Source organism: Paenibacillus selenitireducens (assembly GCF_002021565.1).
Lineage (GTDB): Bacteria > Bacillota > Bacilli > Paenibacillales > Paenibacillaceae > Paenibacillus_K > Paenibacillus_K selenitireducens.
The window spans coordinates 736,918-763,718 of sequence record NZ_MSZX01000002.1 but is presented as its reverse complement, the minus strand read 5'-3'; the positions used below and the strand labels follow the sequence as shown (position 1 = coordinate 763,718).

General features: G+C 37.1%; 21 protein-coding genes and 2 pseudogenes. 5 read left to right on the top strand and 18 right to left on the bottom strand.

The features are described from left to right. Positions 1-205: 205 nt before the first annotated feature. The 6 genes and pseudogenes from BVG16_RS07665 to BVG16_RS07645 all read right to left on the bottom strand — a co-directional run. Positions 206-409: pseudogene (locus BVG16_RS07665) on the bottom strand (RNA polymerase subunit sigma-70); the annotation flags it as partial. Between the two features lie 157 nt (positions 410-566). Then, positions 567-938 carry a hypothetical protein gene (locus tag BVG16_RS07660; RefSeq protein WP_078497927.1) on the bottom strand — a complete coding sequence of 124 codons (372 nt, stop codon included), beginning with the start codon at positions 936-938 and terminating at the stop codon, positions 567-569. 6 nt (positions 939-944) lie between these two features. Further along, positions 945-2,636 carry a recombinase family protein gene (locus BVG16_RS07655; RefSeq protein WP_078497926.1) on the bottom strand — a complete coding sequence of 564 codons (1,692 nt, stop codon included), beginning with the start codon at positions 2,634-2,636 and terminating at the stop codon, positions 945-947. Between the two features lie 3 nt (positions 2,637-2,639). After that, complete coding sequence (locus BVG16_RS07650) at positions 2,640-2,930, bottom strand: hypothetical protein (RefSeq protein ID WP_078497925.1); 291 nt, start codon at positions 2,928-2,930, stop codon at positions 2,640-2,642. A gap of 173 nt (positions 2,931-3,103) precedes the next feature. After that, positions 3,104-3,244, bottom strand: a complete 141-nt coding sequence (locus BVG16_RS32740) for a hypothetical protein (protein ID WP_158081641.1) — start codon at positions 3,242-3,244, stop codon at positions 3,104-3,106. Positions 3,245-3,299: 55 nt separating this feature from the next. After that, positions 3,300-4,103: a hypothetical protein gene (locus BVG16_RS07645; protein WP_078497924.1), complete on the bottom strand. Its 804-nt coding sequence runs from the start codon at positions 4,101-4,103 to the stop codon at positions 3,300-3,302. A gap of 590 nt (positions 4,104-4,693) precedes the next feature. On the opposite strand from BVG16_RS07645, the gene BVG16_RS07640 reads away from it, so the two are divergent. The 3 genes from BVG16_RS07640 to BVG16_RS07630 are packed head-to-tail and all read left to right on the top strand — an operon-like array spanning position 4,694 to position 7,882. Further along, positions 4,694-5,839, top strand: a complete 1,146-nt coding sequence (locus tag BVG16_RS07640) for a tyrosine-type recombinase/integrase (RefSeq protein ID WP_078497923.1) — start codon at positions 4,694-4,696, stop codon at positions 5,837-5,839. 2 nt (positions 5,840-5,841) lie between these two features. Beyond that, on the top strand, positions 5,842-6,915 hold the full coding sequence (locus tag BVG16_RS07635) for a tyrosine-type recombinase/integrase (protein ID WP_078497922.1): 1,074 nt from the start codon (positions 5,842-5,844) through the stop codon (positions 6,913-6,915). Further along, positions 6,908-7,882, top strand: a complete 975-nt coding sequence (locus tag BVG16_RS07630; RefSeq protein ID WP_078497921.1) for a tyrosine-type recombinase/integrase — start codon at positions 6,908-6,910, stop codon at positions 7,880-7,882. The genes BVG16_RS07635 and BVG16_RS07630 overlap by 8 nt, the downstream gene beginning before the upstream one ends. Positions 7,883-8,936: 1,054 nt before the next feature. Here BVG16_RS07630 and BVG16_RS07625 read toward each other — a convergent pair. The 9 genes and pseudogenes from BVG16_RS07625 to BVG16_RS07580 all read right to left on the bottom strand — a co-directional run bounded on the left by BVG16_RS07625 (position 8,937) and on the right by BVG16_RS07580 (position 21,465). Then, positions 8,937-10,964 carry a coiled-coil domain-containing protein gene (locus BVG16_RS07625; RefSeq protein WP_078497920.1) on the bottom strand — a complete coding sequence of 676 codons (2,028 nt, stop codon included), beginning with the start codon at positions 10,962-10,964 and terminating at the stop codon, positions 8,937-8,939. After that, complete coding sequence (locus BVG16_RS07620; protein ID WP_078497919.1) at positions 10,951-11,433, bottom strand: hypothetical protein; 483 nt, start codon at positions 11,431-11,433, stop codon at positions 10,951-10,953. The genes BVG16_RS07625 and BVG16_RS07620 overlap by 14 nt, the downstream gene beginning before the upstream one ends. A gap of 12 nt (positions 11,434-11,445) precedes the next feature. Continuing rightward, positions 11,446-12,402: a hypothetical protein gene (locus BVG16_RS07615; protein ID WP_078497918.1), complete on the bottom strand. Its 957-nt coding sequence runs from the start codon at positions 12,400-12,402 to the stop codon at positions 11,446-11,448. Further along, entirely contained in the window at positions 12,402-12,608 is a 207-nt protein-coding gene (locus BVG16_RS07610; protein ID WP_144027318.1) for a hypothetical protein, read from the bottom strand. Before BVG16_RS07610 ends, BVG16_RS07615 begins: the two co-directional genes overlap by 1 nt. Positions 12,609-13,050: 442 nt before the next feature. Further along, a complete protein-coding gene (locus BVG16_RS07605) occupies positions 13,051-13,887 on the bottom strand; it encodes a hypothetical protein (protein ID WP_078497916.1) in 837 nt (278 codons plus the stop codon). A 42-nt stretch (positions 13,888-13,929) separates the two neighbouring features. Then, a complete protein-coding gene (locus BVG16_RS07600; RefSeq protein WP_078497915.1) occupies positions 13,930-16,725 on the bottom strand; it encodes an amidohydrolase family protein in 2,796 nt (931 codons plus the stop codon). Next, positions 16,722-19,508, bottom strand: coding sequence for an LYR motif-containing protein (locus BVG16_RS07595; RefSeq protein WP_078497914.1), 2,787 nt, complete (start codon positions 19,506-19,508; stop codon positions 16,722-16,724). Before BVG16_RS07595 ends, BVG16_RS07600 begins: the two co-directional genes overlap by 4 nt. 840 nt (positions 19,509-20,348) lie before the next feature. Then, a pseudogene (locus BVG16_RS07590) lies at positions 20,349-20,546 on the bottom strand (RNA polymerase subunit sigma-70); the annotation flags it as partial. Positions 20,547-20,919: 373 nt separating this feature from the next. Continuing rightward, positions 20,920-21,465, bottom strand: coding sequence for a MarR family winged helix-turn-helix transcriptional regulator (locus BVG16_RS07580; protein WP_078497913.1), 546 nt, complete (start codon positions 21,463-21,465; stop codon positions 20,920-20,922). A 238-nt stretch (positions 21,466-21,703) separates the two neighbouring features. On the opposite strand from BVG16_RS07580, the gene BVG16_RS07575 reads away from it, so the two are divergent. Further along, entirely contained in the window at positions 21,704-22,183 is a 480-nt protein-coding gene (locus BVG16_RS07575; protein ID WP_198957432.1) for a hypothetical protein, read from the top strand. Positions 22,184-22,204: 21 nt separating this feature from the next. Next, positions 22,205-23,065 (top strand): SDR family oxidoreductase, encoded by an 861-nt coding sequence (locus BVG16_RS07570; protein WP_078497912.1) that lies wholly within the window; start codon positions 22,205-22,207, stop codon positions 23,063-23,065. A 114-nt stretch (positions 23,066-23,179) separates the two neighbouring features. On the opposite strand, the gene BVG16_RS07565 is transcribed toward BVG16_RS07570, so the two are convergent. The 3 genes from BVG16_RS07565 to BVG16_RS07555 all read right to left on the bottom strand — a co-directional run bounded on the left by BVG16_RS07565 (position 23,180) and on the right by BVG16_RS07555 (position 26,754). Then, positions 23,180-24,256 (bottom strand): lactonase family protein, encoded by a 1,077-nt coding sequence (locus BVG16_RS07565; protein ID WP_078497911.1) that lies wholly within the window; start codon positions 24,254-24,256, stop codon positions 23,180-23,182. 188 nt (positions 24,257-24,444) lie between these two features. Beyond that, positions 24,445-25,359, bottom strand: a complete 915-nt coding sequence (locus BVG16_RS07560; RefSeq protein WP_078497910.1) for a TetR/AcrR family transcriptional regulator — start codon at positions 25,357-25,359, stop codon at positions 24,445-24,447. A gap of 168 nt (positions 25,360-25,527) precedes the next feature. Further along, positions 25,528-26,754 (bottom strand): MFS transporter, encoded by a 1,227-nt coding sequence (locus BVG16_RS07555; RefSeq protein ID WP_078497909.1) that lies wholly within the window; start codon positions 26,752-26,754, stop codon positions 25,528-25,530. Between the last annotated feature and the right edge of the window lie 47 nt (positions 26,755-26,801).

Genomic DNA, 26,801 nt, shown 5'->3' with positions numbered 1-26,801 from the left:
CCGAGCCACCTGCGCTACCTCGATCTTAAATATGAGGGTTAATCGACAGTCTGAGGGAGGGACTAATCGCCCCTCTCTTTCTTTTATCCGCCAATACACCTCAACTAGTAGTCTTTCCTAACCAACAGTGAGCAACACTCCACATGTGTCGAATACGGAAACACTATGTCTTGTCCAACAATACTACATCTTTTCATGTTCATAATCTGTTTACGATATGGGCGACGAGTCTTAAGTTATGTTCAACTAACATGTTTCTTGAATGCCCGTTACCTTCTGCCATGAGCCGCAGATGCTTCATCTCTTCGTCTTCCGTTAGTGGCTGGGGGAAGGCATTATTTTTAACGTAGGATACCAGCAAGGAAAGCTGCTTAATGAACATGGCTATCGTTGACAAAAATCCAAGCATTTCTCCACCTCCTGAGGCATAACACCGTATAAATCAAATGACTGAGAACGTTACATTGTATGTGGGCGTATGCCTAAGCGTGCATGTACGATTGGAAAAAGCTAATTACCTTCTCTACTAAATAAAAATTGGTCTAAAGTTTGTGATCCTTATGATGTTAGTTTTCTGTTAACCTTTCTTTCCATATTCCATTCAGTGAGTCAATTTTCCACTCTAATTGTTTTATATACTCAATCATAGAATAAATAGTAGGTCTTGTTATAAAGCCAGGAACCCCCTTTATTTGAACCTCAATTATCTTCGAAAAATGTTCACTTTTCTTTTCTATTGGTATACATCTGCTATTGCGATATTTCATTATCATATTCAATACTGATTCCCATTTCTCCAAAGAAATGCTCAGGCTCATTAATCGATAGTATTGACTATTGTCATTCATTATTGGAGTATCAATCATCCTTTTTGATCGTTCAATGTTACTATCTATCGATTTTACTATTTTTTCTATTTCGCCTATTAATTCATCCATATTTACTCATTCCATTCTTAGCATTTTACTATTATCATGAAGCATTTCCACAATTTTTTTCTCATTCCTTGGCCCGGTTCGAATAAGTTGGAAACTTTTTTGAAGGGTTACTCCGTCCATACCAGACAACGCGCCAATATGACCTACAATGGTTAACATAACTTCTTCCTCCTTGTATCGGACAATTATCTCATCAACCAAAGTATCGAGAATATACTTTCTCTGATCATAGTCTAACTGTTTGCCACCACTATCAATAAATTCTTGAACTTTGCGTATTACTACGCTCATATTTTCATTAAATAATTCCTCCTCATTAAATTTCATGATTTGAATATCGTACTTTTTTATTTCAGCATTAACCTCTTCACGTTCTTTTTGTATCCTTTTAAATTCATTCAACATTTCTTCTTCATGTATTACCTCATGCTTAAATAATATTTTGACTTTTTCAATTTCTTTCTCCTTTTGTAACAACCCTTTCTGTAAGAGATCCTTCGCATGTAACAATTCTTTCACCACACATCTAGAGGTCTCCAATAATTGATCGATATAGTCTTGAGGATTTGATAAAACATCCATCAATAGACTCCAAATGTAATTATCAAGCAATTCAGTACGAATTGTCTTAGAAGGGCATCTTTCGACACTTTCTCCATATCTTCGAGGGATATGATTTGGACATCGATAACAAGTGTATTTAGATTTTATACCTGTTTTTTTATTTAATTTCCCCGAATAGGTTGTACAATCCCATGTCCTTCCACACAATCCACATTTTAATTTTGATTTAAGAAGATATTCATACTTTGTATTACCTGATAATTTTCTGTTTTTAATTTTTTGCTCCCTGGCCAATTGATACAATACACTATCAATAATCGGACTAACTTCAACTATAATCCAATCTTCTGGATCCCTATATTCATATTTCTTTTTAGGAGAACCACCTTTAGTTTTCTCTCCTTTTATTTTCTTAGTTTTTCTTCTGTTATAATAAAATCTGCCTGTATAAACCTCTGAACTCAGAATGTTCAAAATAGAACTGGCACTCCAATTCTTACTTTCACACCGCTTGGGTTCAATGCCCATCTGAACAAGTTTTTCACCGATTTGCCGTAATGTTAAATGCTCTACTACATACCATTCGTAAATATCCCTAACAACCTCTGCTTCAACTTCATTAATTACTAACTGCTGATTAATAAGATCGTATCCAAAAGGCGGGACTCTCATAGGCATTATTTTTTTATCTTTTTCAACCGCTCTTAATCTTCCCCTGACGGTACGTTTTTTTATAAGCTGTAGTTCATACTGGGCTATAACACTCATCAAATTAAAAAATAACATACCTTCCGGAGTGGTCTTGTATTCAGCATCAACAAAAACAAGATTAACACTATTAACATCAAACTCCTTACAGATTAAAAGCTTATCCGTCAGATCCCTTGATAGTCTATCCGGATGGGTGACAATAATATGTGAAATTCCTCCAGTAGCAATTTCAGCTCTTAAATTATTGAGAGCTGCTCTTTCTAAATCTTCCCCACTTGCACCTTCTTCGCGGTAAATAATGACTTTATCAGGGTTAAAACCAAGTTCATCTGCTTTTTTAAGACATAACTGTATCTGAACATCTAGACTTGTTCCTTCCACTTGCATACCCGTAGAGACTCTTGCATAAATCGCTGCTTTCATTATTTATTTCTCATTCTTTCTTAAAATAAGAATTTCTTGAAGACGATTGTAATATTCCATTTCATATACCTCGTCGATTCGATTTGGTAGCAATTTATTACAACAAATACATCCATATCCTGAATCCAAATAAATCCCATTTGGATTGTTTGAGTCATAAAATATGTCAATTTCTAGTTCTCCTACATGATCAACGATTGCAAACCATTGACCGCTGAATGCTTGTCTGCATGAATACATCGAGTTTTGATAAAGGATTCCTTGCTTAGTTAACATTGCTTTCACGCGTTTCATTTGAGCACCTCACGGATTATTCAAAGAACGTCTGTTCCCATTCATACTTTTCCCAATAAATTAAAAAATAAACCGACTTTATTTAGTCGGTTTTGGGCAAGAGGATTTTTAGGATGTAAGCAATCACTCTTTTTTTAGCAGCAATTGAATTTGTAATTAACTTAAATGAGTGATTAGGTGCACTTTTTATATGTGTCACCATCTTCTTTTGGCCACTGCGCTCTACTTTCCTCTTCCCTCATCCATTCCTCAATAATTCTAAGCACTTGCTTCTTCCTTTCGTTCTTTTGGTGTTCATCATCCTTCTTAGACACAAAAAAACCTCCTGACTATTTGATATCAGAAGGTTTTCCATTCTAAACGACTATTCTAAGTTTGTGCCCTTTTGGATACATAATGAGAACAAAATCCTGGTGGATATATCGCTTCAGAGTATCCATTTGTACAAATTAAAGAGACTCTTTCTAGACCAGGGATTATAGATATTTTATAGCCAAGAAGGACATGGAAGTGTCTTTCAAGATTTGTTTGTAACCAACCTAAATCCAATGGATGAATATCATTATATACATCTATACAAATATGAGATTCTTGTAACTCAACTTTTAGGTATATGCTATCTTTTTTTCCTTCTAAGCGAAACCCATTTATTCGTTGACTTTTAGTTTTACACAATTTTTTCAAATTATTAATTAAAGTCTCAATATCATTTGAGCTTGGCGCTAAGTACTTAATAAACTCAAACTCCCATTCTTCTATAACTTTTTCTAGTTCCAACCATGAAGGCGGAATTTGATGTTGTAACGCAAAATGTCGTATTAATTCAACATCATTCCCCATCATATTTAAGTAATTTTGAGTTTTTTTTGAACTTATATTTAATAATTTCGAAGTCCTATGAATGGCAAAACCATTAATTTTAAAAAGGAAGTATCTTCTCCCCTTCAGTGATAGTTTTTTAAGGATTTCTAAAAAAAGACCTTGATGCTGACTACTTAGCAGCATTTTCAGAAAGCTTTCGCGATATGGGTTTTCCTCAATAACTGTCTCAAGGAATTTTTCCTCACTCATTTGTTGGTAATTTGCATTTTCTATATGTATGAATTTTTTCGAAGCTTCGATCGGAAGTTTTCTCCAATAATTTGGATCATCCTTAACTCGGTCATGTTTCATTCATTATCACCAATATAAGGATATCTCTTTATTATACAACCATCAGGATTGTATCCATAAGGATACAAGTGTGTTTTATATATATTTTCAGAATATAATACTTGATGACTTTCTTTCAATTAACATGGTCAGTGAAGAAAAAACAGTAGTGAGAAAATGTAAAAACTCAAGAAGTATAACTAACTTACACAACTTTATAAGGTATACAAGTTTACTTTCGCTCATTTTTCCCACCTCCTTTATCAATAAGTTAGACCATGTAAATACAAGCCATCAAATTTGCTTTAAACTATATGATTTCCTTTATCCAACTAAAGTTTTTAAACCATAAGAAAAATTTTGGTTCAAAAATGGATGAAAATGTAAAAAAGTGATGGAATAATTATCATCACTTAATATCTTACTCAATATTGAGAATTGGGCTAAAAGTACACACTTCTCCCTCAGATAGAGGTCATTTAAAATAATTAATTTTCCCTAAGCCGCCTGGCAGGAAGTTTCAATCAAGAAATCACTACAGTATAATGAAAATTTTACCACAGGTATATGAAACTATCAACATTGAAATACTAATTTAAGAGGTGATTTAAATGGCATTAGAAAATAAACGTCCAACGATTACGATAAACGAACAGCTATTAAACAAAAAAATATCCGTTAAAACGATTCTAAACATTTTTAATGATCATTCAACAATGACTGAGGAACAGATGTTACTAAAGCTTAATGAGGTTATTTCTAAAAAAATTAAGCAAGATAAGGTGAATTCAAGAAAAAAACCATTGATTGATAAAAACACTCTTTTTCCCCAGATAGCATTAGAATTTAAAGAGTTTTTTTCCAGGCGAGGCTATGCTCCTAGTACTTTGGACACACATATGCGGAACTTGAGACAGTTTGTTAGTTTTCTCAATTATTCTTATGCCAATTACGGTTCATTTAATACGATATTGGAATTGCATCGGCTAACTAAGATAATGATAGTTTCTTTTGAAGAATTTTTAATTGAAAAACTGAACACTGAACAAATTCAAGGAAGTACCGTGTATAGGTACTTATCCACCGTCAAATTGTTACTGCAAATGCTTCATGAAAAGTCTATCTCAACTATTCATTATGTAATACCTGAAGCTTTAAGAAAACAAGGAAAACGTTCAAATGATTACATCGAAACCGAACAGATAAATACATTAATTGAATCAGTTGTAAAGAGTAATAGTCAAGTTAAGTTTAGGGATATGTGTGTAATATTATTAACTATGGAAATTGGTTGCCGACCAATTGAAATTACTAATTTGAAGATAGACGACTTAATAATAACCGAACGTCGAATCAGAATACATTCCAGAAAATCTGGTACACGTACACTAAAGATAAGTAAGGACTTGAGTCAGCTTTTAAAACGATATCTTGAAATCAGAGACTCTCTACAGATTACAAATACGAATATGTTTATAAATTCATTTGGAGAACCCATCACTACTAATGGAATTAGATCAATTTTTGAACGAGCAAATAAAAAAGCTTTTAATGAACGTCGCTTCAATCCAAAAGCTTTGCGTCATACTTATGCCACTAACGCCCTTGATAATGAAAATGATTTCGACGAGGTTTCTGCATCTATGGGCCATCTTCATCGTTGTTCGACTGAGTGGTATATTCACCGTAGTGTGCAAAGAATGCTCCGGCGTGCACTTCCACACAATCCACTAAATCAAATTATGAACGGAGAATAAATATGGATTTCGATATAGAAGTTAGTATTACACCCGAAAAGATCGCACAGATGTATCAAATTAACCTTTCAGATTTTATGAATCTTCTTGAAGGTAAGAAAGTAATTCGAGATGAAAAAACTATATTATTCGTTATTGAAGATTATATATCAGCACTTAAATTGAATAAGAAAAAATCTCCTACAACAATTGAGTATTACATTACAATTCTCCGTCGGTTTGCTCAGTTTCTCCTATCTAGACAGACACAGTATCGTATGTATGACTTAACTGAAGATTTATTTTATGAGTTTCTTGGTACATGTAAGCCTTTAAAAGGATCAGATTTAAAACCCAGAACAATTAACACATATGCTGCAATCATAGGAAATCTAATAAAGTATGCGTATACACGTAAATACATCACCGAGGATCTTAAAAATAGATTTGGTAGGATAAAGGATGAAATACTACCAAAATATATCCCAAATGAAATTATCCCGAAGATCCTTACACAGGCGAAAAAGTCAAAATGGCCTTTCCTCAATTTTGCATTAATATATTTTATGTTAGGAACCGGCTGTAGGATTAGCGAGGTAGCAAATTTAAGAATTTCAGATTTTAACATATATGAAGATCTTATTTACATTAGAAACGGTAAAGGACAAAAGGAGCGTTATGTCCCTATGTACCCGCAAGTAAAACAAATTATCATTGATTATTTAAAACGTACAGGCATTTACAAGTGGGATATTCGGAATAATGAATACTTATTTACTAAAAGGTGTATTAAACAGCGTCAGCCACTTTCGGTTAGCAATATTCAATATATGATAAATCACATTTTTGATGCAATAGGGGTAAAAGGAAAATATACTATCCATAGCTTTCGGCATACGTTTGCCGTAAATGCTTTAAAAGAGGGAATTGAAATCTATGATCTCCAAGAGATATTAGGACATAACAATATTGAAACTACACGTATATATACTAAACGCCATCCAAAGGACCTTAAAGCATCGGTTATGAAATTCCCATTTCCTCTAGAGAAGATATTGACAAATGTCATGGGGATAGGAGATCCGCATCATGATTAATTTTCATAAAGAAATAAACAACTATTTTGCTGTTTCAAAATTATCAGATAGTACATTAAAAAAATATACTACAGAGCTTTTGGACTTTTGCTTCTATCTTTCTGAACGTCTTCAATGTGAACCATCCGAGGTAATGCTAGACAAAATATATACGTTAAAGACATCTACCAATAATATCATTGGTTATAAAGCAATCGATGCACGTGTAATTGATACGTATTTATTTCAGTATACTGAGTCAGGCTACTCATTATTATCAAATAAAACGCACGCCGTTAGAAGCTTTTTTAAGTACCTAAAAAACAATAGAAACTTTCCAGATATTATTCCTTATTCTAAACTTAAATTAAGTCATTATAAACCTCAAGCTATCCCTATTCGAATTTTAAGCCGACACGAGTTTCTCCGCTTTTTACATAGCCTTGTCTCCCACAGCAATGATTTAATACGGGATCTAATGTTATTTGGTTTATTGTTTACAACAGGGTGCCGAATATCAGAACTTTTGAATTTAAAATCATCCGATGTTAACTCGGACGAAGAAATGATTTTCCTTCAAAAAACCAAAACCAAAGTACAGAGAGTTGTTGTACTTAGGGAAGGCTTTGGCGTAGTATTCAAAGAGTATATCAGGAATAACACTTCTCATTTTTTATTTACTAAGGTTCAAGGTGGGCAATTTCAACCTATGACTGGAAATGATATTAACCAATTGTTTAAAACATTTCTAAATAAAGCAAAACTACCTCCTATGCGCATTCATAGTAGTAGACACTCATTTGCAACTTATATGAGAGATGCCGGAATAGATCTTTTTACAATTATGGAGTTGCTTGGTCACGAAAAATTCCAATCAACACTTCACTATACTCAACCACATTATTATAGAAATCGGAATATAAAAATCAAACAACATGAAGAGGTTTACAGCCACTTGCGGTCAATAATAAATGAATTAGAGGACTGAGCTTCCAAAACAAACTAGGCGATCGATCCCCCTTTGATTAAGGGATGCAATCGCCTTCTTCTATCTTGTTATCATTATGTTTTGGATAATAATTTTACTGGAATTATTTGTTGACTGGATGTCCACAAAGTATAGATTACAAAAAAATATTATTGATTCTTTAATATTTTGGGCTCGATAGTAAAGCTGTCTAGGATATTGAGACGAGTGAAGTTACAGGACTAGGAGATTTACCTAACCTCGGTACTTTCAGAGTAAGGTTGCAACGTTTTGATTGTGGATCAAATAATTGAAGTTGGAATAATATTAAGTACGGCGAAAGCGGATCTGAACGGTTGATTAAGCCCCCATCGGTATCGATTAAAAGGAAAATACAGATTGAGATTTGACAATACGGATGGAAATAATGAGCAAGGGTACGCTAAATGTAACTCTAGGTACAATGTAAACAATCGGACTAGAGTATAAGCTAATCTCGGTAGATAAGGTCGCCACTATACATAAATTCATTCCATTTCATCTGTATGCGCGGCTGTTGAAAGTACCCACACCCCGCTCCTCCAAGAGTAGCCGGTCATACCCAACATTCAGGTCGCTGTTTTAGTTCTATCTATGTGCCTATACTGATCAACAATTACTCGTTAGAATCAATTATGTAAGGGAAAAAAACGACTAACAAATAGGATAAACGGTTTCAATAGCTAACATTTAGTCCCCTTGAATTAACTAAAATTCACCTAAACATCATAGCAATTTTTATCAGCACTATCTTTAGTACCATGTCCTAAATGAACATTCCGTTTCCTAACCTTTTTGTTTCATCTCCTACTTTTATTGATATCTCCTGAAATCCACAATATGCAAGCAAAAAAATAGCACTATCTCCGGAAACGATCCGAAAACAATGCAATTCTAAGCAAGTCGTCCTCACCAATGCGCGAGAATATCTTTGCAGGCTTGACTTAGGAAGCTTTCCATAAGCCTAGTCCCTTTTATATCTCCGCAACTAGTTGCTTAGTTCAAAAATATAACCTTTTCAGCAGTCTCCAAATTGTTATTCATTTTCTAAGGGTAACTTGCGAAATGCTTTATTTGGAACTCTAATCAAATTGTATTTTTCAGCAGGCAATTTGCTTATAGCTTGACGTGTATCGCTATCTTTCACTGTAATTCCAATAATAACCTGACTATTCTTTAATTTGATAATATAATCAAAAAACTTTTCCATGTCATTAATAACAATACTATGTTGTGCAGGTTCATCAAAAATTAGTACCCCTGGATGATTCCCAGACTTATCATTGGATGTTTGGAGTAATGCCAATACAAAAGCCCATATTGCTCTTACATTGTCACTCGCTGAAGAATCAAACTTCATATCGAATCCTTCAATTACGGGTAGATACGACTCTGATGAAATCTCAACTTGATTTAAGTTGAGTATACTTTTATATCCAAACTGTGTTAGGTTACTAATGAAATGGTTTCTTAATGTTCTGATTTTTTCATCGTCCAAATCAGAAAACTTCTTTTTAGGAAGGGTTGATTTGTCTTTTAAATAGTCCTTCCATGCATCCGATAACTCCTTTAGCTTGAGTTTCTGATTATTGAAAAACTCAGACATTCTATTAAGACTATTTATTTCAGAATCAAGTTGTAATCTTTTATGAATAATTGATTCAGATATGTTATCATTTATGGAGTAAAGATCATTACGTAAAGACTTGGCTAGGCTGCGGAGTGTGAATAGGCTGTTCTCTAGTTGTGTTATTTTCTCTTGTATCTTCTCCTTATTTCTCCTATGGCTGCTTTGTGCAAATTCAAGCATTTCTTTCTGAGCATTTAAGTGTCTAATATTTTCATCTATACTCATGACCTGTATATGGCTAGTATCTGGAATCAAAGTATCCTGAATAGCTTGATTACATAGAGGACAAGTATCCTTTGAAGTAGCTAAATCTAGCTCAGAACCAAGATTTCGTAATCGAGCTGCATCTTTATTATTTCTAATATCAGTATCAATAATTTCAAGATTATTAGTTAATTTATCAATACTACTATTTTCTGAATAAAGCAAACTCCTGTGTTTATAAAGCTCTCTCTCAAATTCTTCTATAGAAGTCTCAGTCTCATTTAGTTCAGTTTGAATCTCGTCAAAATTATCTACAATTTTGGGTTTCATAATTGTCAAATTATTATACTGTTCTTTAAGGTCTTCAATATACTCATCTATGCTATCATTATCTTTATTAATGCTTATTTTAGAATAGTCCTCTTCTGACAATATCTTTGGAGTTAGTGGAAGCCCTTGTGGGGTACAAGTTTCCCTATTTGTAAGAACAATTAATTCTTTAATTAAGGAATCCCATTCATGCTTTATGCTGTTATCCAATGTTCGTAAGTAGTCTTTTTTCTTTTCATTCTCTAAGGTATCAAGATGCATAATAAACTCTAATACGCGCTTCTTCGACTCTCTAATGCCTAGAACAGGTATTCCTGATAAAATATCTGCCCACCCATGTTTTTGTTCAATAAACATCCCAGAAAAAATCAATTGTAAATATAGTTTTCTTGTTCCATCATCAGAAGCTGGCACCAAAGGTAACTCAATATGCAAAAATGTTTCTAAATAGCTGTGAAAACCTTTTTTGTTAACCGTTGAATTAGGCATGTGTACATACATATCTTCGGTTAATTTATTTGGGTCTCCAATTTCATCGATTCCACAGTGATAGACTGTAATTAATTTATTATCTCTATTCTCCATTTTTGCAGCACGATATATGGTAATTACTTCTTTTCCATTAGAAATCTCCAAATAGGCTCCTGACTCAAGAACAGGCCAGATGCTTTCTCCTTCTTCTATAGAGGTTTTATAAACTGATGTAAGTACTTTTTCACCCTTACCCCCAATTATCTCTTCAAATCCAAGGCAATAGTATATAGCAGCTATTATTGAGCTTTTTCCACAAGTGTTGTCTTCACTGGCAATAAAATTCAAACCTTCAGTGAATGTATTATCGAACCCATAAACACCATTGCTCGTCATAATTTCAATTTTCAATCTTTTAATTCTCAGCACTGGAATACCTCCAAAGAGAAGTAAGAGCTTTTATTTTTTCTTCTGTCAACATAGTTGACAATGAGAACAAATAACGCTTTTCATCACACATTAGCTCCGTATTTTTTATGATTCGTTTTACATAGATCTTACCCGTTTTTGTCAATCTAAACAAACCATTTTGTTGTTGAAAGATTAGTCCTTCGGCTACTGCATACCTTACAGCATGATTAACTGCTGGATCAAACCTCACAACGGTATAACTTGTCAGCCTATCATAAGCCAAGTCCTTTAACTTATCCATATCTTGCTTCGTACTAAGGCCTATTGAAATCATGTGTAGTTTTAATAATGAACACCCTCCACGACAACACATTTCAATTATTAAGCAAAGTTGAGCCATTTTATAGCTTATCCTATAATTATAGGGAACTGCGTCTGGTTTGGCTTCAAATAGTATTTCATCGGATATCAAATAACTATTATACATTGTTTACTTTGTTCACCTACTTCTAAATTGCATTGAGCAATCAGCAAGCCAGCCACTAATAAGGTCTATCTTTAGCTCCATTACTGACGCCAGTGTCAGATATTTAAATTGCTGTTCTAACTTATTTTGAAAATCGTCGAGTATTTCATTAAAAAGCTGTAAATTTATTGAACTATTTGTATTCATTTTAGTCTTTAATGATACTTGCTTCTTATATGATTGCTCTAACATATATATATCCTCATAAACCTCGCAATAGGAAACTCGCAGTACTCTTAGAATTTCAATCCCCTTTATATAAGAATTTATATACATGTTAACAAGATCATTATAATCTTCATCAGAGTCATCAATGTCTCCCATAACTGCTTTAACCTTTCTTTTAATGTTGTTAGCTTTCTCTGAATCACATTGCGACCAATCAGGAGTAGTTGTATGATAGATAGCAATATTAAGCTGCACGTCCGTCAAAGTTGTTCTAATTATTTTGGATATTTCAACTTTAAAATCTTCTGCTTGTTTAATAACAACAATAAAATTGTCATCAATGTAATCATAGTTACTAGGATCAGATTTTTTCAAGGAGAGTACTTCTTTACGTTTAGTCTCTGCATGTGATATGATCCTCGCGTCTCTATAATGGGGAATAACAAAATGCCATTCTTTTATCTTGGGAACCCCTAGTTCTTTTAATCTTCCGCCATATTTAAGCGATGTAAGTTTGTTTATATCTTTGGTCATTTTGTCTCTTAAATGATCATATAACTCATCATCACTATACTCACGTTCAGGGCAGTAGCATTGATAAACCCTACCTTGACGTGTAAAACCTTCTATTCCAGCATCACCGCCATGAACTGCTGGTATCTCTGTGAAATGCTCATCTTGAAATTTCATTCTATAACATGAATTTATTAAACTTTCCCATGACTTACCGTCTAACGGAGTGTCTATAAAATTAAGGATCATTAAACTACCCCACCTAATAACTTAATGGAAATTGAGCTTCTTTCATCGGCGTATTGATATAGAACATTAATATCAACAATGAAGGTATCAAAAGAACTAAGATAACGAACTTCCACCAATTGAAAACTTAAAAACACTTTAACAACGATTACCTCTTTATTAATAAAAAACATCTGATCGTTTTCACGAGGAAGTGTAGTAGTCATAATATCAGCTCCCCAGTTAGAACTAGCAAAACCCGCCCCCACAAACCCTCATATTACCATTGGTGGTACAAAAGGACAATCGTAGTATGAGCAAAAAGTTCTATCAGTCCACTAGTATCGATGCTCGATTAGCACATTTCGGGAGACCAGATCGCCTTCGATCATCCTTTCCAGATGCTTCGCCTCCTTCTCCGTCAAGGCTAGGAAAAAACAAAACATTTTACATAAAAGACCAATAAGATGATCTACCGGATAAACAGGGCAACTGCGCTGAACAGTCTGAGTAAGGATGACACTTCCTGATGGATTGAGTAATGTTTGCTACAGTCTGCTCATATTATGTGGGCATAAGCGCACTGTGATTGTACTGTAAAAAAGATACCTTGCAATTTGAAATGCACACGACCTCTATCTGTTTGTGTATTCAATTATAGAAAACCCTTTAAACATCCTTCTTCTCTAAATAATACTTAGACAATACAAGTATAGATTCGTTTTGCAGAAGCTTTCGATGTTTCTCGCTTGTGCGTAAGAAGAAATGAGATAGAAAACATTCGTATATCCCAAACAAAAAACAGCCACATACAACGTAAAGGATACATTGAACTAAATTAAAACTCGAAGAAAAAGCAAACGTCGCCGTAACTAGCAGGATCAGTATACAAACATACCAGCCTAGTAACCTGAACACTCCCCTTAACGAGCGATACAAGATTGTTTTTGCCAACATGAGTTGCAAATTTGATCGATCAGAAGTAGTGTGACTCAAAATGTTTGCCCATCGATAATAGACAATCCATTTCTTTTTATAGTCTACTTTCTCCCAGTCAACTTTCATTTGGAGATACAACTTTCCATCTATTAATGCAACTAACTTCTTATTTTCTTTGTACACATCTTTAAGTTCTAGATGCTTATATGTATTCAACGAATTCGCGTCTGGTAAATCAAGGTCTGAGTCTAGTACCCCAGCTTTAGTATTCGTCTCACAATCATCCTTGCTATCAAATGTATACTTCTCGGAGAATACAAGTCCGGAAATATAACAAACGATAACAACAAGAAGAATAATAAGGCCCTCACGAGACGCAATAACTTGAACGAAGGGATGCGATGTATCTGCCAACAGTAATAGTTTTACCGGAAGCAGGGTAGAAAGAATTTGTATGGCTTCTATAGGAAGAAGCAAGACCGTGGTCATCCAAAGGAAAATCCAAAAGGTAACACCTGGTATAAATATTCCGATAAAATCATAAATGTAATCCAGCACTTTTTCCATAGTTCGTAATATCTCCTGCTTCTCAATCTCTACTATACTATGCTAACAATAATATGGATCTTTTAAAGCCTGAATTGTCATATCCAGGATACGCAAATATTCTGCTCGGCTTCGAGTTCCTCTAATAAATGATGTGTCCATGCCTGACTTCCTGAGTTTCTCAATCCAATCCAGTGCGGCTTCTCGCCCTATTCCTTGCTGCAGCATCCCGTAATATATGTACACCAATTCGTTGCTGACATTCGTGTTAAAGATCATCGGATCATCGGAGTTTATATTCACTAAAATATTGGATAAATCCCGATTTCCAGCAGACTGAATTTTAAACAACTGGTTGCCAAACAGCGAGTCTATCTCTCCGATGGCTTCATTAGAAGATGGATTGACCTCAATGACAATGCCGATGGATGCAATTTTTTGAATCAGATAATCTTGCATATCTTTGACCATCATTTTCTCTATCTCATTCATTGCTACATATATTGGCTCATCCATTTTAGTTAAGGTGCTTTCCTGGTGATAGCATATGAATAATCTATCCTCAGCGTTCTCAATACCCATTAAGGGCCGGATCGAGGTTTTGTGATATAATGCTATCTCTCCTTCATCCACACCAATCATCTGAGTATTAACTCTATTTACTTCATCCTTTATTCTCTTGAAGCGTCTTCTATACGTTTCGAAAAGGGAAGGCAATCGAAGATCACCAGCAGAAAGGATATCTCCAAAAATACACCGAGCCATTTCATCGATCCGTTTCTCCAAATAAACCAGCGTCTCTGTACGCAACTGCGTTGTACGGCTATATACTCCCCATACCCATAATAAATTGTCCAGATACTCTCCGCGTGGTATAATGACTATAGGGTTCCTTCGAATCCATTCCTCAATATCTACACCCAGTGCAATTCCATGCCCTATTCGATCTCCGGCATGCAACTTACAGTAATCAATAACCTCGTCCATACGTCTCAAACCCGAATTCAAGTGACGAAATTCTTCTCCTGCATGAAACGTGAAAAACAAACTTTGTCTTGGCAGAACATTGCCTTCTGGATCTACGATCCTCAACGAGTCATATTGACTATCTCGCGCTTCCTCAAATACGGGAGCAAATACTTGAACAGGTGTATAATTCTCTAAACTCGCCGCATCCAGTCCAACAATAAAATTTGTAGCCATTGGTACATTTTTGCGAATTTTCTGTACCATCTGTACCTGTTTAATGTACGTTTCTTGATGCACACCAAAATGAAGATACTTTAATGTATGATCACGCGCTTCATCAAACCACACACTATCCTTATCCAAATTATCTGGGCGCTTAATCAAATGATACACAATACCTATCAATGGAAATTCTGAATTGGGATCATCATTCACCTTATAGTCCTCAATCAGAATTTGTTTGTACGATTCCAATATATGAAGCAACTTTTTTCGGTTCTTAGCTTCACTATTTAATATCGATATCCGAAGTTCGATTTTTCGTAAGTATTTGTTTTGAAAGAGCGTTCTCAGCATAATCGTGAAATACGCTTGATCTGCTAAAATCCCATCTGTTGCTCTATCAAAATATCCTCTAAAAAAATCCAAGCCATGCAAAACTGTAGGCTGTGTTACCTGCTGATAAAATTCATTCTTGATAGAAATATACTTAAAAAACATTCGGAAAAATTGTTCATAATGACCCGAAAAATCAGCATTCCCCTCGATCTGTCGCTTGTATGCCATTACTTTATGTAGAAAAATATTTTCTCCATAGGTCTTAATATGTTGATGTTCGGCAAAAATTCTGGGGATATAATCAAAGGGGTTTTTCTCCTCTATCCCCAAAAATGTAATCTCTACTCGCTCAATGGCTTCTTTGAGCTTGTCTAATGGAATTATCCGAAGGTCTCTATTATCATATAGATCAAGCAGCAGATTACGAGTTTCAGGCTCCCCTGTAAAGTTGACTTCTATCCATTTATACATAGAAAGGGGTGTTCTAGCTTGAGTATCCTTTAAATACTGTGACATCACCAAACGCAGTAATCGTGCTGTCCATATATATTCCTGCACCTCTGAAGAGACAGCCAAATGATTCGTTTCGAACTTTTTAAAATACGCTGATGGGTAGAACCCATTCATCATCATTTGCCATAAAATTGTGAAATTAAATGCTGCTGAAGCATGTATATGATTCTCCGCCACTCCTCTTGCAAGGATGTCGTCTAATGGCGCATCGGCTAGATTAATGTGCTGATAAAATTCGTGAAGCTGTATAGGATCATGAATATTATTTTTTGAATGATGTAAGGCGATCAATAGATCAATTGGAATAAATCGACTGAACGCATGAAAGAAAAGCACCTTATCCTGACCCTTATACTGATCCATAAAATCAATAAATCTCCATCGCTTGTGACCATTGGCATCATTTTTCCAATATTTGAATATAACATCTCCGTCGCGATACGAAAGCAGTGCATCCGAAAACTCTTCTAAAATTTGAAAATAGTGCTGATACAATTTTTTTTCGATATGATGAGCTCTACTTTCTAAATTCATCGGTATAAACCCGCAGCGGTCCGCCCCTTTCTCACTGCATAGCATAGGATAAAATTTCTGCAGCATAAGATCGATTTCATCTAGGCTATTCGACTCAGCCTTACTAAGAATCTGAGTATACAACTTGCGTCGAATGATATTTTGCGCATTCGCTCGATTCTTTTTGGCTATACTTCCAGATTCTTCATATTCCAGAGCTTGCAAAATATCCTGCTGTCCATAAAATTTAAGATTCTGAATGGGAAACAAAGAGACATTTATCAAAAGATTAATCTTGGATATCATTCTATTTCACCGCTGGTTTTCAATTGTTCTTCAGCTTCATCTAATCTTAAATCAAATTCACGAAGTTCGATCTCGGTTTGGTCTTTAATATTCTTAAAGGCCTCATCAAGTTCCGTTCTAATTCTGGCTTTTGCACTTTCATATTTCTGGTCATCTGAAAATTTCTGAGTACTAGCATAATATTGATAATATAAACTTAAAATGAAAATATCATTACCAGTGAAAAACAAGTTGTTATTCTCCTCATTATTGTTCAGACTGTGCTCAGCTATAATTGAGGAGTATTGCAAAGAGTTATACAAATTTCTGGCTTCGCTTCGTCCATACCACACACGGTTATTTGAAGCTAATGCTTTTAATCGATTTATTATTTTTATGTATCCCTTTAAATCAAGGTAGGTGTATTTATTATCTGGATTAATATAATCCCGGACAAGATTTTTACATTCACTATAAATAGTGTTATTTCCCCCAGAATATTCACTCATGAATTTTTCAAAAACCTTGCCAATTGATGCCGTCATTTCAATCTGCACCTTAATATTTGGTTCCTTAAGCTTATCAAAAACATAATCACTAAATTTCCCCATATTAATTTCAATGGTTTGAGTTACACTCTTTGAAAGCTCAATCGATGGGTTCTCAGATAGCTTTCTAGAAATGAACTCTAGTGCTTTTGCCAAATTGCGATTTTGATCTTTTGCTAAAACTACTACACTACTAACCAAATCAGCACGATTTCTTTCAGTAAATTCTTTCTGTTGTTTCTCTCTAATTCTGGTTAGATTATTGATGAACAACGTCCTTTTAATTTCCTCGTCGCTTAAGCCATCTTGAGTTTTTTGGAATTTGAAATTACGTAGTACTTCTTCAAATACGAGCTCTGTTACTTCATACCCAGAAGGCACGTAACACAGGTCGTATAAAATATTTAGCGCCTTATTGATTTCGTCATTTTTTTCATTCTGAGCTTTATAATAAAGTGGCTCAAATATGGATGGATACTGTTGTAGTAATTGCGCTACACGTTCCACTACAAACCGATCTTTTTCACTTCTTTTATTATCCCTTGTGTACTCGTACTCATAATAGTAAGGATCATATGTAGACATCGAAAGATACTCTATCATTAACATTGCCGCAGGCACATCCATATGTAATACTAATCCCCGCATCAAATGATATAGCCTGTACCCGTAAGAATGAACATTAACTTCTTTCCCTTTATTTCCGTGGATAAATTTCTCAAACAAACTGCCTTTAAACGTTGTAAAGTCTCCCGCATTATATCTCACATTAGGCAATAATTTCTTCACAATTTCTGCAACTATGAAGATTTGTAACTCCAGACTTTCTCTATCACTATCCTCGTTGTTATTCTTGCCAGCAACAGAGTAATTAATGTAAGTGGAATTCTCATCACTCCCCCACTGCAGAAATTGATCAAATAGCCATTGCTGTTGCTTGACCAATTTCGTATTCGAGAGAATCAACGTATCAACAAAGGCCTTAACAGATCTGAGTAAATCTGTCTTGCTAACCTCAAGATCGTTTATCAACTGTACCAAATTGTAGTAGGCATTAACAAGCCCGCGCGGTCTCTCATCAAATACTATGTAGCTGTTTTTAATCGGTAAATAGTGATCTCGTTCATTCTTATCATTTGTATTTACATTTAAATTTACATAGTTAAAAATTGACCGGTCACCCATCAACTGAGCCATACGGTCTAGTAAGTCATATTTACCAAATGAAAAACGCGGAATCGTTACCGTATTCCAATTCACCAACTGATGTCTTCTGGCTGAAGGAATGATTTTCTTCAAATATTCATGAGCCAGCTCCGACTTGCGTTTCATAATTGTAAGTAATTCAATTTTCTCTACACCGGATCTATTGTAAGGATGCTCCAGTGCTTTTAATGAATCATACACATCCAAGCCAATTTGTTGTAAAGGCTCATCTGCAAGCAATGCTAGCGTAAGTGATTCTAACAGAATATCGTAGTCTCCTGACAGTACTGTAACAATATTGGGGTGATCCGTATATTGCAATAGTGCCTCCATCAACTCTCTTGTTTTGGAGGTCTTGAGGTCAATATCATCAATAAAAATAAAGACTAATATCGGTTCATTAGGGGTGTCCAATGCCTGCTTTACGCGAATAATTTCATCTATCAGCTCATTTAACTTCCTCTTGAAGGCAATGTCGGGACTAAGCACACGGGAGGAATTTTTAATATAAACGGCTAAATCCTCGTAATGCTGGGTAAGTATATTTCGATACTGATTTTCAGTATATAAGTGATATTCAATCGTTTCATGTATTAACTGTTGCAACTTATTATTAGGCTTATATACCCCCGCATTATAGTAGTCTACCAACTTCTGTCGTTGTTCTTCCTTTAATTCCCCCTTTTTCAATTCTTCTAACAAAGCTTCTCCCTCTTTTTTCAAAAAACCAACAATGGATCCGATGATCTTCGTATTTTCACCAAAGTTATCTGGCTCAATTAAGGGGAATAGAATGCTGGATTTGTTATCCAAATCACTTTTCAAGGTATACAGTGCAGACGACTTCCCTGCGCCTCTAGGCCCAAATATGCCAATTGTATTATTATAGACTTGCTTTCTAGTGTCTCGATCACTATTACAGTCGTTCAACAGTTTCACTGATTCTCTTATATCTTCTATTTGACTTAACATAATGTCATAAGTTGGCATTATTTTTAAAATTTGATCACCTAGAGCTCTTGCTCCCAAAATCACTTCTTCTTGCTGCATTGCTTTCATCCTTCCTCGTTTTGAAGTAATGTCTAATTAAGGTTAACTTTTCGGTTTTTGTTTCTCTAACCTAATGTAAGGCTGCTCAACTCTTGTTTTTCAAATGCTCACAGAACATACTTTCTACAAAGCAATAATACGTTTTGTATCTCTCACATCTGTAACTTTTGATATATATCGTCTAATGATAAAGACCTATTGACTTTACACATCTACATATAAATACATAATTCAACAATAATCACCTAAACCCTTCCAAACGTTCGTTCTGTTTAGCCTGTATCTGATTTATAGATTATAGTGATATTAGATAGCATAAACTGAAAAACACTGCATTCTCTCAAATTGAGTTCGCAGTGCTTTATTCTAAAATTTCTCGTGTTACATTCTCATACTTCAAGATTAATCCATTTATTTCTAGTCAAGAAACAAAACAGCAACTATCAGTGCAAGAAACTCAAAGTAAGCCCTCCTCCCCTCATAACGATGTGGAACATACCTGCATAAGGATCATCTTCTTCCGTATAAGCTTTACTTAAGACCGGAAGCCTTCAGCTCTGAATTCGCTTCAACCTCTGCTTGAATGAATCGCTGCTCATATTTGCGATATTCTGGTGAGCTTACCTTTTCCACAGATACCACTCCCATCAAGAGCATTTTTCAAGCCGGTGCGGACCTAAAAATCAATATTACCTTAGCATTTCAAACCCAGATTTTGGTCAGTCGACTCTTTTGAGCAAGTAACGGACCACTATAGTAGCTTGTCCAGTTCATCGCACGTACCTCCCGCTGAACTTAAATAGCGCCGTTTCTGACATCGGTTCGTGTTCACAACGTGTTGACGATATGCGCCACAAGACGTAAGTTATGTTCGACAAGCATGTTTCTCGAATGCGCGTTGCCTTCAGCCATAAGCCGCAAATGCTTCATTTCTTCATCTTCCGTTAATGGTTGGGGGAACGCATTATTTTTAACGTAGGATACCAACAAGGAAAGTTGCTTAATGAACATGGCTATCGTTGACAAAAATCCAAGCATTTCTCCACCTCCTAAGACGTAAACACCTTCTTGATCCATACGACCGAGAACGTTACATTCTATGTGGGCAGGAGCCTATGCGTGCATGTACGGTTGGAAAAAGCTAATTACCTTCTCTGCTAAATAAAATTGGTCTAAAGTTTGTGATCCTTATGAGGTTGGTTTTCTATTCACTTTTCTTTCCATATTCCATTTAGATAGTCAATTTTTCATTGATCAAAAAGGAATTCTTTCTGAATGAATGATGTAATGGTGTTCAACTGACCAAGCTTCGAGGCCATTCCAGAAATCTGGACGATTCGGAAGCTCCAAAGATTCGAGCAGTGAAACTCCTTTCTTTTAAAATGATGGTTCAACAAACCGATTGAATTGATTATGTTGCTTCGCCTGATCCGTCTGTCAGCGCTGAAATGCCATTTGTCACGCGATCAAGCAAATCGAGGAATATGCTGCGTTCTTCGATACTTAATGAGGAGACCATGGCTTCCAATCTTGAAAAGTGCTCTGGAGCCATGTCATGCATTTTTTTTGCGCCCAGCTCAGTTAGGATGACTGTCTTTTGCCGACCATCTTTCGAGCTGGCTCGACGGGATACGAGACCATCACGCTCCAAAATGTCGATAAGTCCCGTAACAGTAGCGCGCGTAACGCCAAGATGCTCTGCTAATTGTGAAGGTAATGCTTCGCCTTCTTGATCTTCAAGGTCAGCCAATAATCGATAGCGGCCTGTCGACAAACCGAATCTGGAGAAGTGAATCTCAGCAGCCTGACCAAGTTTGGAGCCTGCTTCCATGAGTCTAGCTGCGACAAGTATAGCTTGTGCGTCTACCTTTAAGTTATAGCGCTCAATTTGTTGCTTCGATTGTAAAAGTGATGGAACAGCATTATTTTCATTAGAGAAGTTAGAGTTTTTAGTCATAAGTATAATATGGCACCTAACCAGTTTCCATGTCAAGCGAAGTGGTAGTAAAAAAAGTTGTTGACACAAATATAGTTAGGTACCATACTATATTTGTGATCTACGATAACAACGTTGCTAGCGAGTGGATCGTGTGGAAGGAAGGAATAAACATGATATGTGTCGTACGGCTTGTGAAGTTGGCCTTTTATTACACATATATAGTTAGGTTCCTAATTAATCGAAAAGGAGCAGCCTGATGAATAAGACAAAATACTCGGACACGACAGAAGATGCATATAGCATAAGATCTGTTCGTTCCGGTACCAAGACATTTGTGCTATTGCGAGAAGTGTTAATGGCTTATGTCTCCCCTGCGGTTATGGCAGGTATTGGTGGATTGGTTACTGCGGATAAGATTCTTCAATTTAGAGCATTAACCACGATTGGTGGAACGTCTGCTTTGTTTGCTTTATTGATAGGCCTTTGGCTGCGAGCTAAAGGGAAGCAAAAATACTGGCTTGTACGTAGTCCGCAATGGGTAGTGATAGGGCTATTCGCACTTGGCGGAAGCATGTTAGGCTTACTATCCGCGTTTGTAACAACAAGTATATTTGAAATAGCCAAACTGACTGATTTTTTAGCTTGGTCAGGTCATATCTGGATCGATTTTCCGCTGTCAGCAACGATTGCAAGTACAATCATAAGCTGGCGGTGGCGCGCGTCAATCAAAAAGTAGATCAATTGGAGGAATGCTGAAATGATAGCGATTATTGGAGCAACAGGAACGATAGGAAATGCCCTAGTGGAACGTTTGATCAAGTTAGGTGTACCCGCTCGGGCGCTGAGCAGAAACCCTGAGAAGCTGCATGCTAAAATCAAGGAATTAGGTGGTTCAAATATTGAGGCTGTTATGGCGGATGCATCCGACCTTTCGTCGCTGTATCGCGCTTTTACTGGAACAGATCAGCTTTTTCTTGCAATGTCCAATAGCCCTCAACAAATTGAAATGGAGACATCAATCATTCATATAGCTATCCAAGCCGGCATAAAGCATATTGTCAAAATTTCAAGTCCTGCTTTTGAAGAGAGATCTCCAGTAGCTGTAGCCGGCTGGCACGAGAAAATTGAGAAGGTGTTAGCCGAATCAGGTTTGACTTATACCGTATTGCGTCCTTATGCTTTTATGCAAAATCTGCTGCGTCTTATACCTACGGTTACGACACAAAGTATGTTTTTCGGCTCGATGGGCAATTCTTCATGTAATTTTATTGACTGTCGAGATATCGCGGATGTTGCCGCTGAGGTATTGACTAACCGCGAAACAGCCGGACAGATTTACACTTTGACAGGCTCGGAAACGTTCAGTTATCCGCAGATCGCAGATAAGTTATCTATCTTGCTGGACAGAACCATTCGATATATCAATTTAGAGCCCGAAGTTCAACGCAATAATTTGATCGAGCTCGCACAGATGCCGCCATGGCTAGCGGATCACGTTGTAGAAATTCAGATGATGGCCACAGTAGTGCCGGAAAGACCTACGGATACGGTCAAACGATTGCTCGGTAGAGATCCACGAACGCTAGATGCGTTTCTTCAGGAGAATTTACAACACTAGACCTTATCCCGATTTTGAACTGTGGCCCAAAATGAAAAAAGTGACCCTCATTGGGGTCACTTTTCATGTTGCAATACAGGCTGCTTTTCTGTTTACTATTCGTTTTCTAAAGATTTAAGCATTGCAATACACAGGCTGGACACATACCGGCTTGGATATTTCAATAGAATGTCCGGTATAGTTCAGCTTCCCTGTCGATGTATCGACGCGGAATACGGCAATGTTGTTCGTGTCGCGATTCGCTGCGAGCAAATATTGCCCGCTTGGCGTTAGTGCGAAATGACGCGGGTGACGACCTTCGGTCGAGACATGCTGGATAACCGTCAATGTACCTAAGTCTGGATGAACTTCGTAAACGACGATGCTGTCATGTCCGCGGTTCGATCCATATAGGTAGCGTCCATCAGCGGATATTGCAATCTCCGCGCAACCATTGTCGCCATCATAATCATCCGGTAATGTTGACACGGTCTCGGTCAAGCGAAGCTCACCCGATGCCGAATGATAAGAGAAGACGCTCACGGATGAGCTAAGCTCGTTAATAACATAAGCGAATTTTCCATTCGGATGGAATGTCAAATGCCGCGGGCCTGAACCTGCTGGAACCGCGGATTCTCCTTGCAGCACAAGCATATTACGATCTGAATCAATCGTATAGCATTTCACGCGATCAATGCCCAAATCGGACACATAGATGTAACGCTCATCCGGACTGAAAAATGCCGAATGCACATGCGGTTGATTCTGATTCGGATGCGGCCCGTGACCGTGGTGCTGCTGTACATCGAGCTGTTTTCCAACTTGTCCATCAGCTTCAAGTGAGACAAGTCCAACGCATCCTCCATGATAGCTGGATACGATCAGATAGCGGCTATGCTTGTCCCGCTGAATATGACATTGCGGAGCATCAAGAGTCTTCGCACGATTCATAACATTCAGCTTGCCAGTGGCTGTATCAATCGAGAAACTGACGGCCTCCCCGATCTTCGTTCCCTCTTCCGTTACATTTTCTGCTATTGCATATAGCTTCTGATGATCCATATCTACATTTAAATAGGTCGGATTTTTCAATCCCGACACTTCATCAAGCTTGGTCAACTCCCCAGACTTCTCATCAAATGAATACGTATATACGCCGGGAGCATCTGCTTCGGCATAAGATCCAACGAACACGAGCATGCGTGGTTCCATTTAGGTAACCTCCTTCGGTACATCTATAGAATGTATGTTACTGTTTCATAACTTTACACTTGATACAGGAGTAAAATCAATACACAGTCATCCTTCTATCCCATTTTTAACATCGATGATATGAGAAAAACCTCTATTCACGGTCCGTTCGAAGGATGAGAAAAAAAATAGCACTTCCCGTTGGATGCTCAACGAAAAGTGCCTGGTGCATATCTAAATGTAGAATCAATAGCGTGGCATAGCTGCTCATACAATGAACTCCAAGATGCAACTTCCTTTATATTCGACAGCATTCCTAAAAGAATGACTTTGCGAGGCTGCACTTGTAGTAATTCCTCTTCAAGCACAAGGATAGAGTCCAGTATATCCTGCTTATTCGACTTCTCGATCGAAGCTCCTTCCACGGCCTCTCGTATTTGCTTCACGAGGACAAGAGGATGTACGAGCTTCGTCTTTACTTCATCTCCCTCGAAGAAGGAGAACATACGCGCGTTCAGCAATGGACTTGGACGATGCTTTATCATTCCCTCTGCCGTGTAATCCATGATTTCGACGATATACTTGCTAATCTCCTCTATCTGAATCGGAATGTTATCTAATAGCTTAAAACTCATATAGGTGAATACCAAGCTGCTAAGCAAAGATGCGCCATCCAAAAGATAAGGCTCAAATTCTTGTCCGTATATATCTCGCAGGCTTCCTACAAGCATATCGATATTAACCTTGCTCATCTTAAACATAAATTCACGAATATCTTTATTTACATGATCCGCATTATCCCGCATTTGCATTTTAATAAATTCAGGGTGTTCGTTCCATATGCTAAGATAAACTTCGATTTTACGTATTAGCCGTTCTCGTGGATGAAGATCGCCTGCCCGTTCCATGATTTGCATACGATCTTCCAACAGCTTGGATTGATACATGAAAATGTTCAGCAGCAGCTCATCTTTGGAACTGTAGTACTGATAGACACTTCCTTTCGACATTTTGCAGAAGGAGGCTACCTCCTGCATCGTCGTATGCGAGAAACCCTTCGTTGCGAATAATTTCATCGCTGAGAGCATGATTTGCTTCTTCTTCTCTGGCATATGCTCTTCCATAATGCTGCCCCCTACGCTATGACCTCCAAGGTTCTTACTATGACCGATAAGTTCTCATCGTCATAAGAAAACCTCTTAACTTTCTTTCATGATAACAAAAGCGGTTATTAGCTGCAACCACGTAGAGAACATATGGAGTTGAACACGACACTTACATAGAGACAAAAATTACGATGTCTGTGAGTGCTTAGCCTGCTGAGCCGATGACGAATGAGACGACTTCTTCCCTGACACCGCGAATATTGCTGCACTAATGAACAAAATAACAGCACCGAAGGCGTAAGGAATTTGAATATGGACGTCGAACAGAATGCCTGCGATGGATGGACCGATAATGTTGCCCAAGCTCATATATGCATTGTTCATGCCAGCCACGAATCCCTGCTCGTTCCCGGCCATCTTCGACAGCAGCGTGTTAATGGCTGGCCGCACAATTGAAGTTGCTACGAAGAATAGCATACTCACGACGAATATGAGGAAATAATTTGACACGAACAGCATCGCAATCATGCTAACTCCTGATAAGATGAACATGGAGAGCAGCACTTTCTTCTCACCGAATCGATGAAGCAAGCGTTCAATAAGTACAGCTTGGCATATTACACCGATGAGCGCACCGAGCGTAATCATGAGTGAAATGTCTTTCGGTGTAAAGCCATGCTTCACATCGACATACAGGCCAAATATCGCTTCGAAGTTCTGTAATCCAAACGACAAGGCGAATACGAGCACCAGCAGCATGAAGTAAGGCGCCTTCGTTGAAGCGACAAGCTGACGAAGCAAATTATCGCGCTTCTGCATACTGCTTCTTGCACGTGCACGTTCTTCTGCCGACAATGATTCCGGTAGGAACAGCAGCGATACAATTGTAGATATGCCCGCCAATGCAGCCGCACAATAGAACGGCACACGAATCCCATAATCCGCTAAGAAACCTCCAATTCCTGGACCGATGACAACTCCGAGCGTCATGGAAGCCATAAGCAGCCCAAGTCCTTTGCCTCGCTTCTCTTCCGTCGTAATATCCGCTACATACGCCATCATTGGCGGGGTCATTAATGCTGCCGACATGCCACCCAATAAGCGGGATAAATAAAGCATCCACATTTCTGTAGCAACTCCGAACAGCAGCTGTGAGACCATAAACAGCCCCATCCCGGATACAATAAGCAATTTCCTCCCGTACTTATCCGAAAGCTCGCCTGCTATAGGTGAGAACAGAAACTGAGTCACTCCGAATGCCGCTACGAGAAATCCCATTGCTTGGCCTGTTACACCAAACTCTGTAACATACTTCGGCAATATCGGGATAATCAATCCCATCCCAACCATGGCGATAAACATGTTAATCATTAGAATAATGAGCGAACCGGATCTTCGCTTTGGTACTGACAATCTCCCCATCTCCTCTTCATAGAACTCTATAGTTCTTATAATGACCT

What these genes read in the sequence shown, in the direction of transcription:
- BVG16_RS07605 (WP_078497916.1), bottom strand. Translation starts at nt 13,887, where the DNA reads ATGGAAAAAGTGCTGGATTACATTTATGATTTTATCGGAATATTTATA.
- BVG16_RS07640 (WP_078497923.1), top strand. Translation starts at nt 4,694, where the DNA reads ATGGCATTAGAAAATAAACGTCCAACGATTACGATAAACGAACAGCTA.
- BVG16_RS07570 (WP_078497912.1), top strand. Translation starts at nt 22,205, where the DNA reads ATGATAGCGATTATTGGAGCAACAGGAACGATAGGAAATGCCCTAGTG.
- BVG16_RS07620 (WP_078497919.1), bottom strand. Translation starts at nt 11,433, where the DNA reads ATGTATAATAGTTATTTGATATCCGATGAAATACTATTTGAAGCCAAA.
- BVG16_RS07635 (WP_078497922.1), top strand. Translation starts at nt 5,842, where the DNA reads ATGGATTTCGATATAGAAGTTAGTATTACACCCGAAAAGATCGCACAG.
- BVG16_RS07660 (WP_078497927.1), bottom strand. Translation starts at nt 938, where the DNA reads ATGGATGAATTAATAGGCGAAATAGAAAAAATAGTAAAATCGATAGAT.
- BVG16_RS07655 (WP_078497926.1), bottom strand. Translation starts at nt 2,636, where the DNA reads ATGAAAGCAGCGATTTATGCAAGAGTCTCTACGGGTATGCAAGTGGAA.
- BVG16_RS07565 (WP_078497911.1), bottom strand. Translation starts at nt 24,256, where the DNA reads ATGGAACCACGCATGCTCGTGTTCGTTGGATCTTATGCCGAAGCAGAT.
- BVG16_RS07645 (WP_078497924.1), bottom strand. Translation starts at nt 4,103, where the DNA reads ATGAAACATGACCGAGTTAAGGATGATCCAAATTATTGGAGAAAACTT.
- BVG16_RS07595 (WP_078497914.1), bottom strand. Translation starts at nt 19,508, where the DNA reads ATGCAGCAAGAAGAAGTGATTTTGGGAGCAAGAGCTCTAGGTGATCAA.
- BVG16_RS07575 (WP_198957432.1), top strand. Translation starts at nt 21,704, where the DNA reads ATGAATAAGACAAAATACTCGGACACGACAGAAGATGCATATAGCATA.
- BVG16_RS07580 (WP_078497913.1), bottom strand. Translation starts at nt 21,465, where the DNA reads ATGACTAAAAACTCTAACTTCTCTAATGAAAATAATGCTGTTCCATCA.
- BVG16_RS07560 (WP_078497910.1), bottom strand. Translation starts at nt 25,359, where the DNA reads ATGGAAGAGCATATGCCAGAGAAGAAGAAGCAAATCATGCTCTCAGCG.
- BVG16_RS07650 (WP_078497925.1), bottom strand. Translation starts at nt 2,930, where the DNA reads ATGAAACGCGTGAAAGCAATGTTAACTAAGCAAGGAATCCTTTATCAA.
- BVG16_RS07630 (WP_078497921.1), top strand. Translation starts at nt 6,908, where the DNA reads ATGATTAATTTTCATAAAGAAATAAACAACTATTTTGCTGTTTCAAAA.
- BVG16_RS07615 (WP_078497918.1), bottom strand. Translation starts at nt 12,402, where the DNA reads ATGATCCTTAATTTTATAGACACTCCGTTAGACGGTAAGTCATGGGAA.
- BVG16_RS07600 (WP_078497915.1), bottom strand. Translation starts at nt 16,725, where the DNA reads ATGATATCCAAGATTAATCTTTTGATAAATGTCTCTTTGTTTCCCATT.
- BVG16_RS07610 (WP_144027318.1), bottom strand. Translation starts at nt 12,608, where the DNA reads ATGACTACTACACTTCCTCGTGAAAACGATCAGATGTTTTTTATTAAT.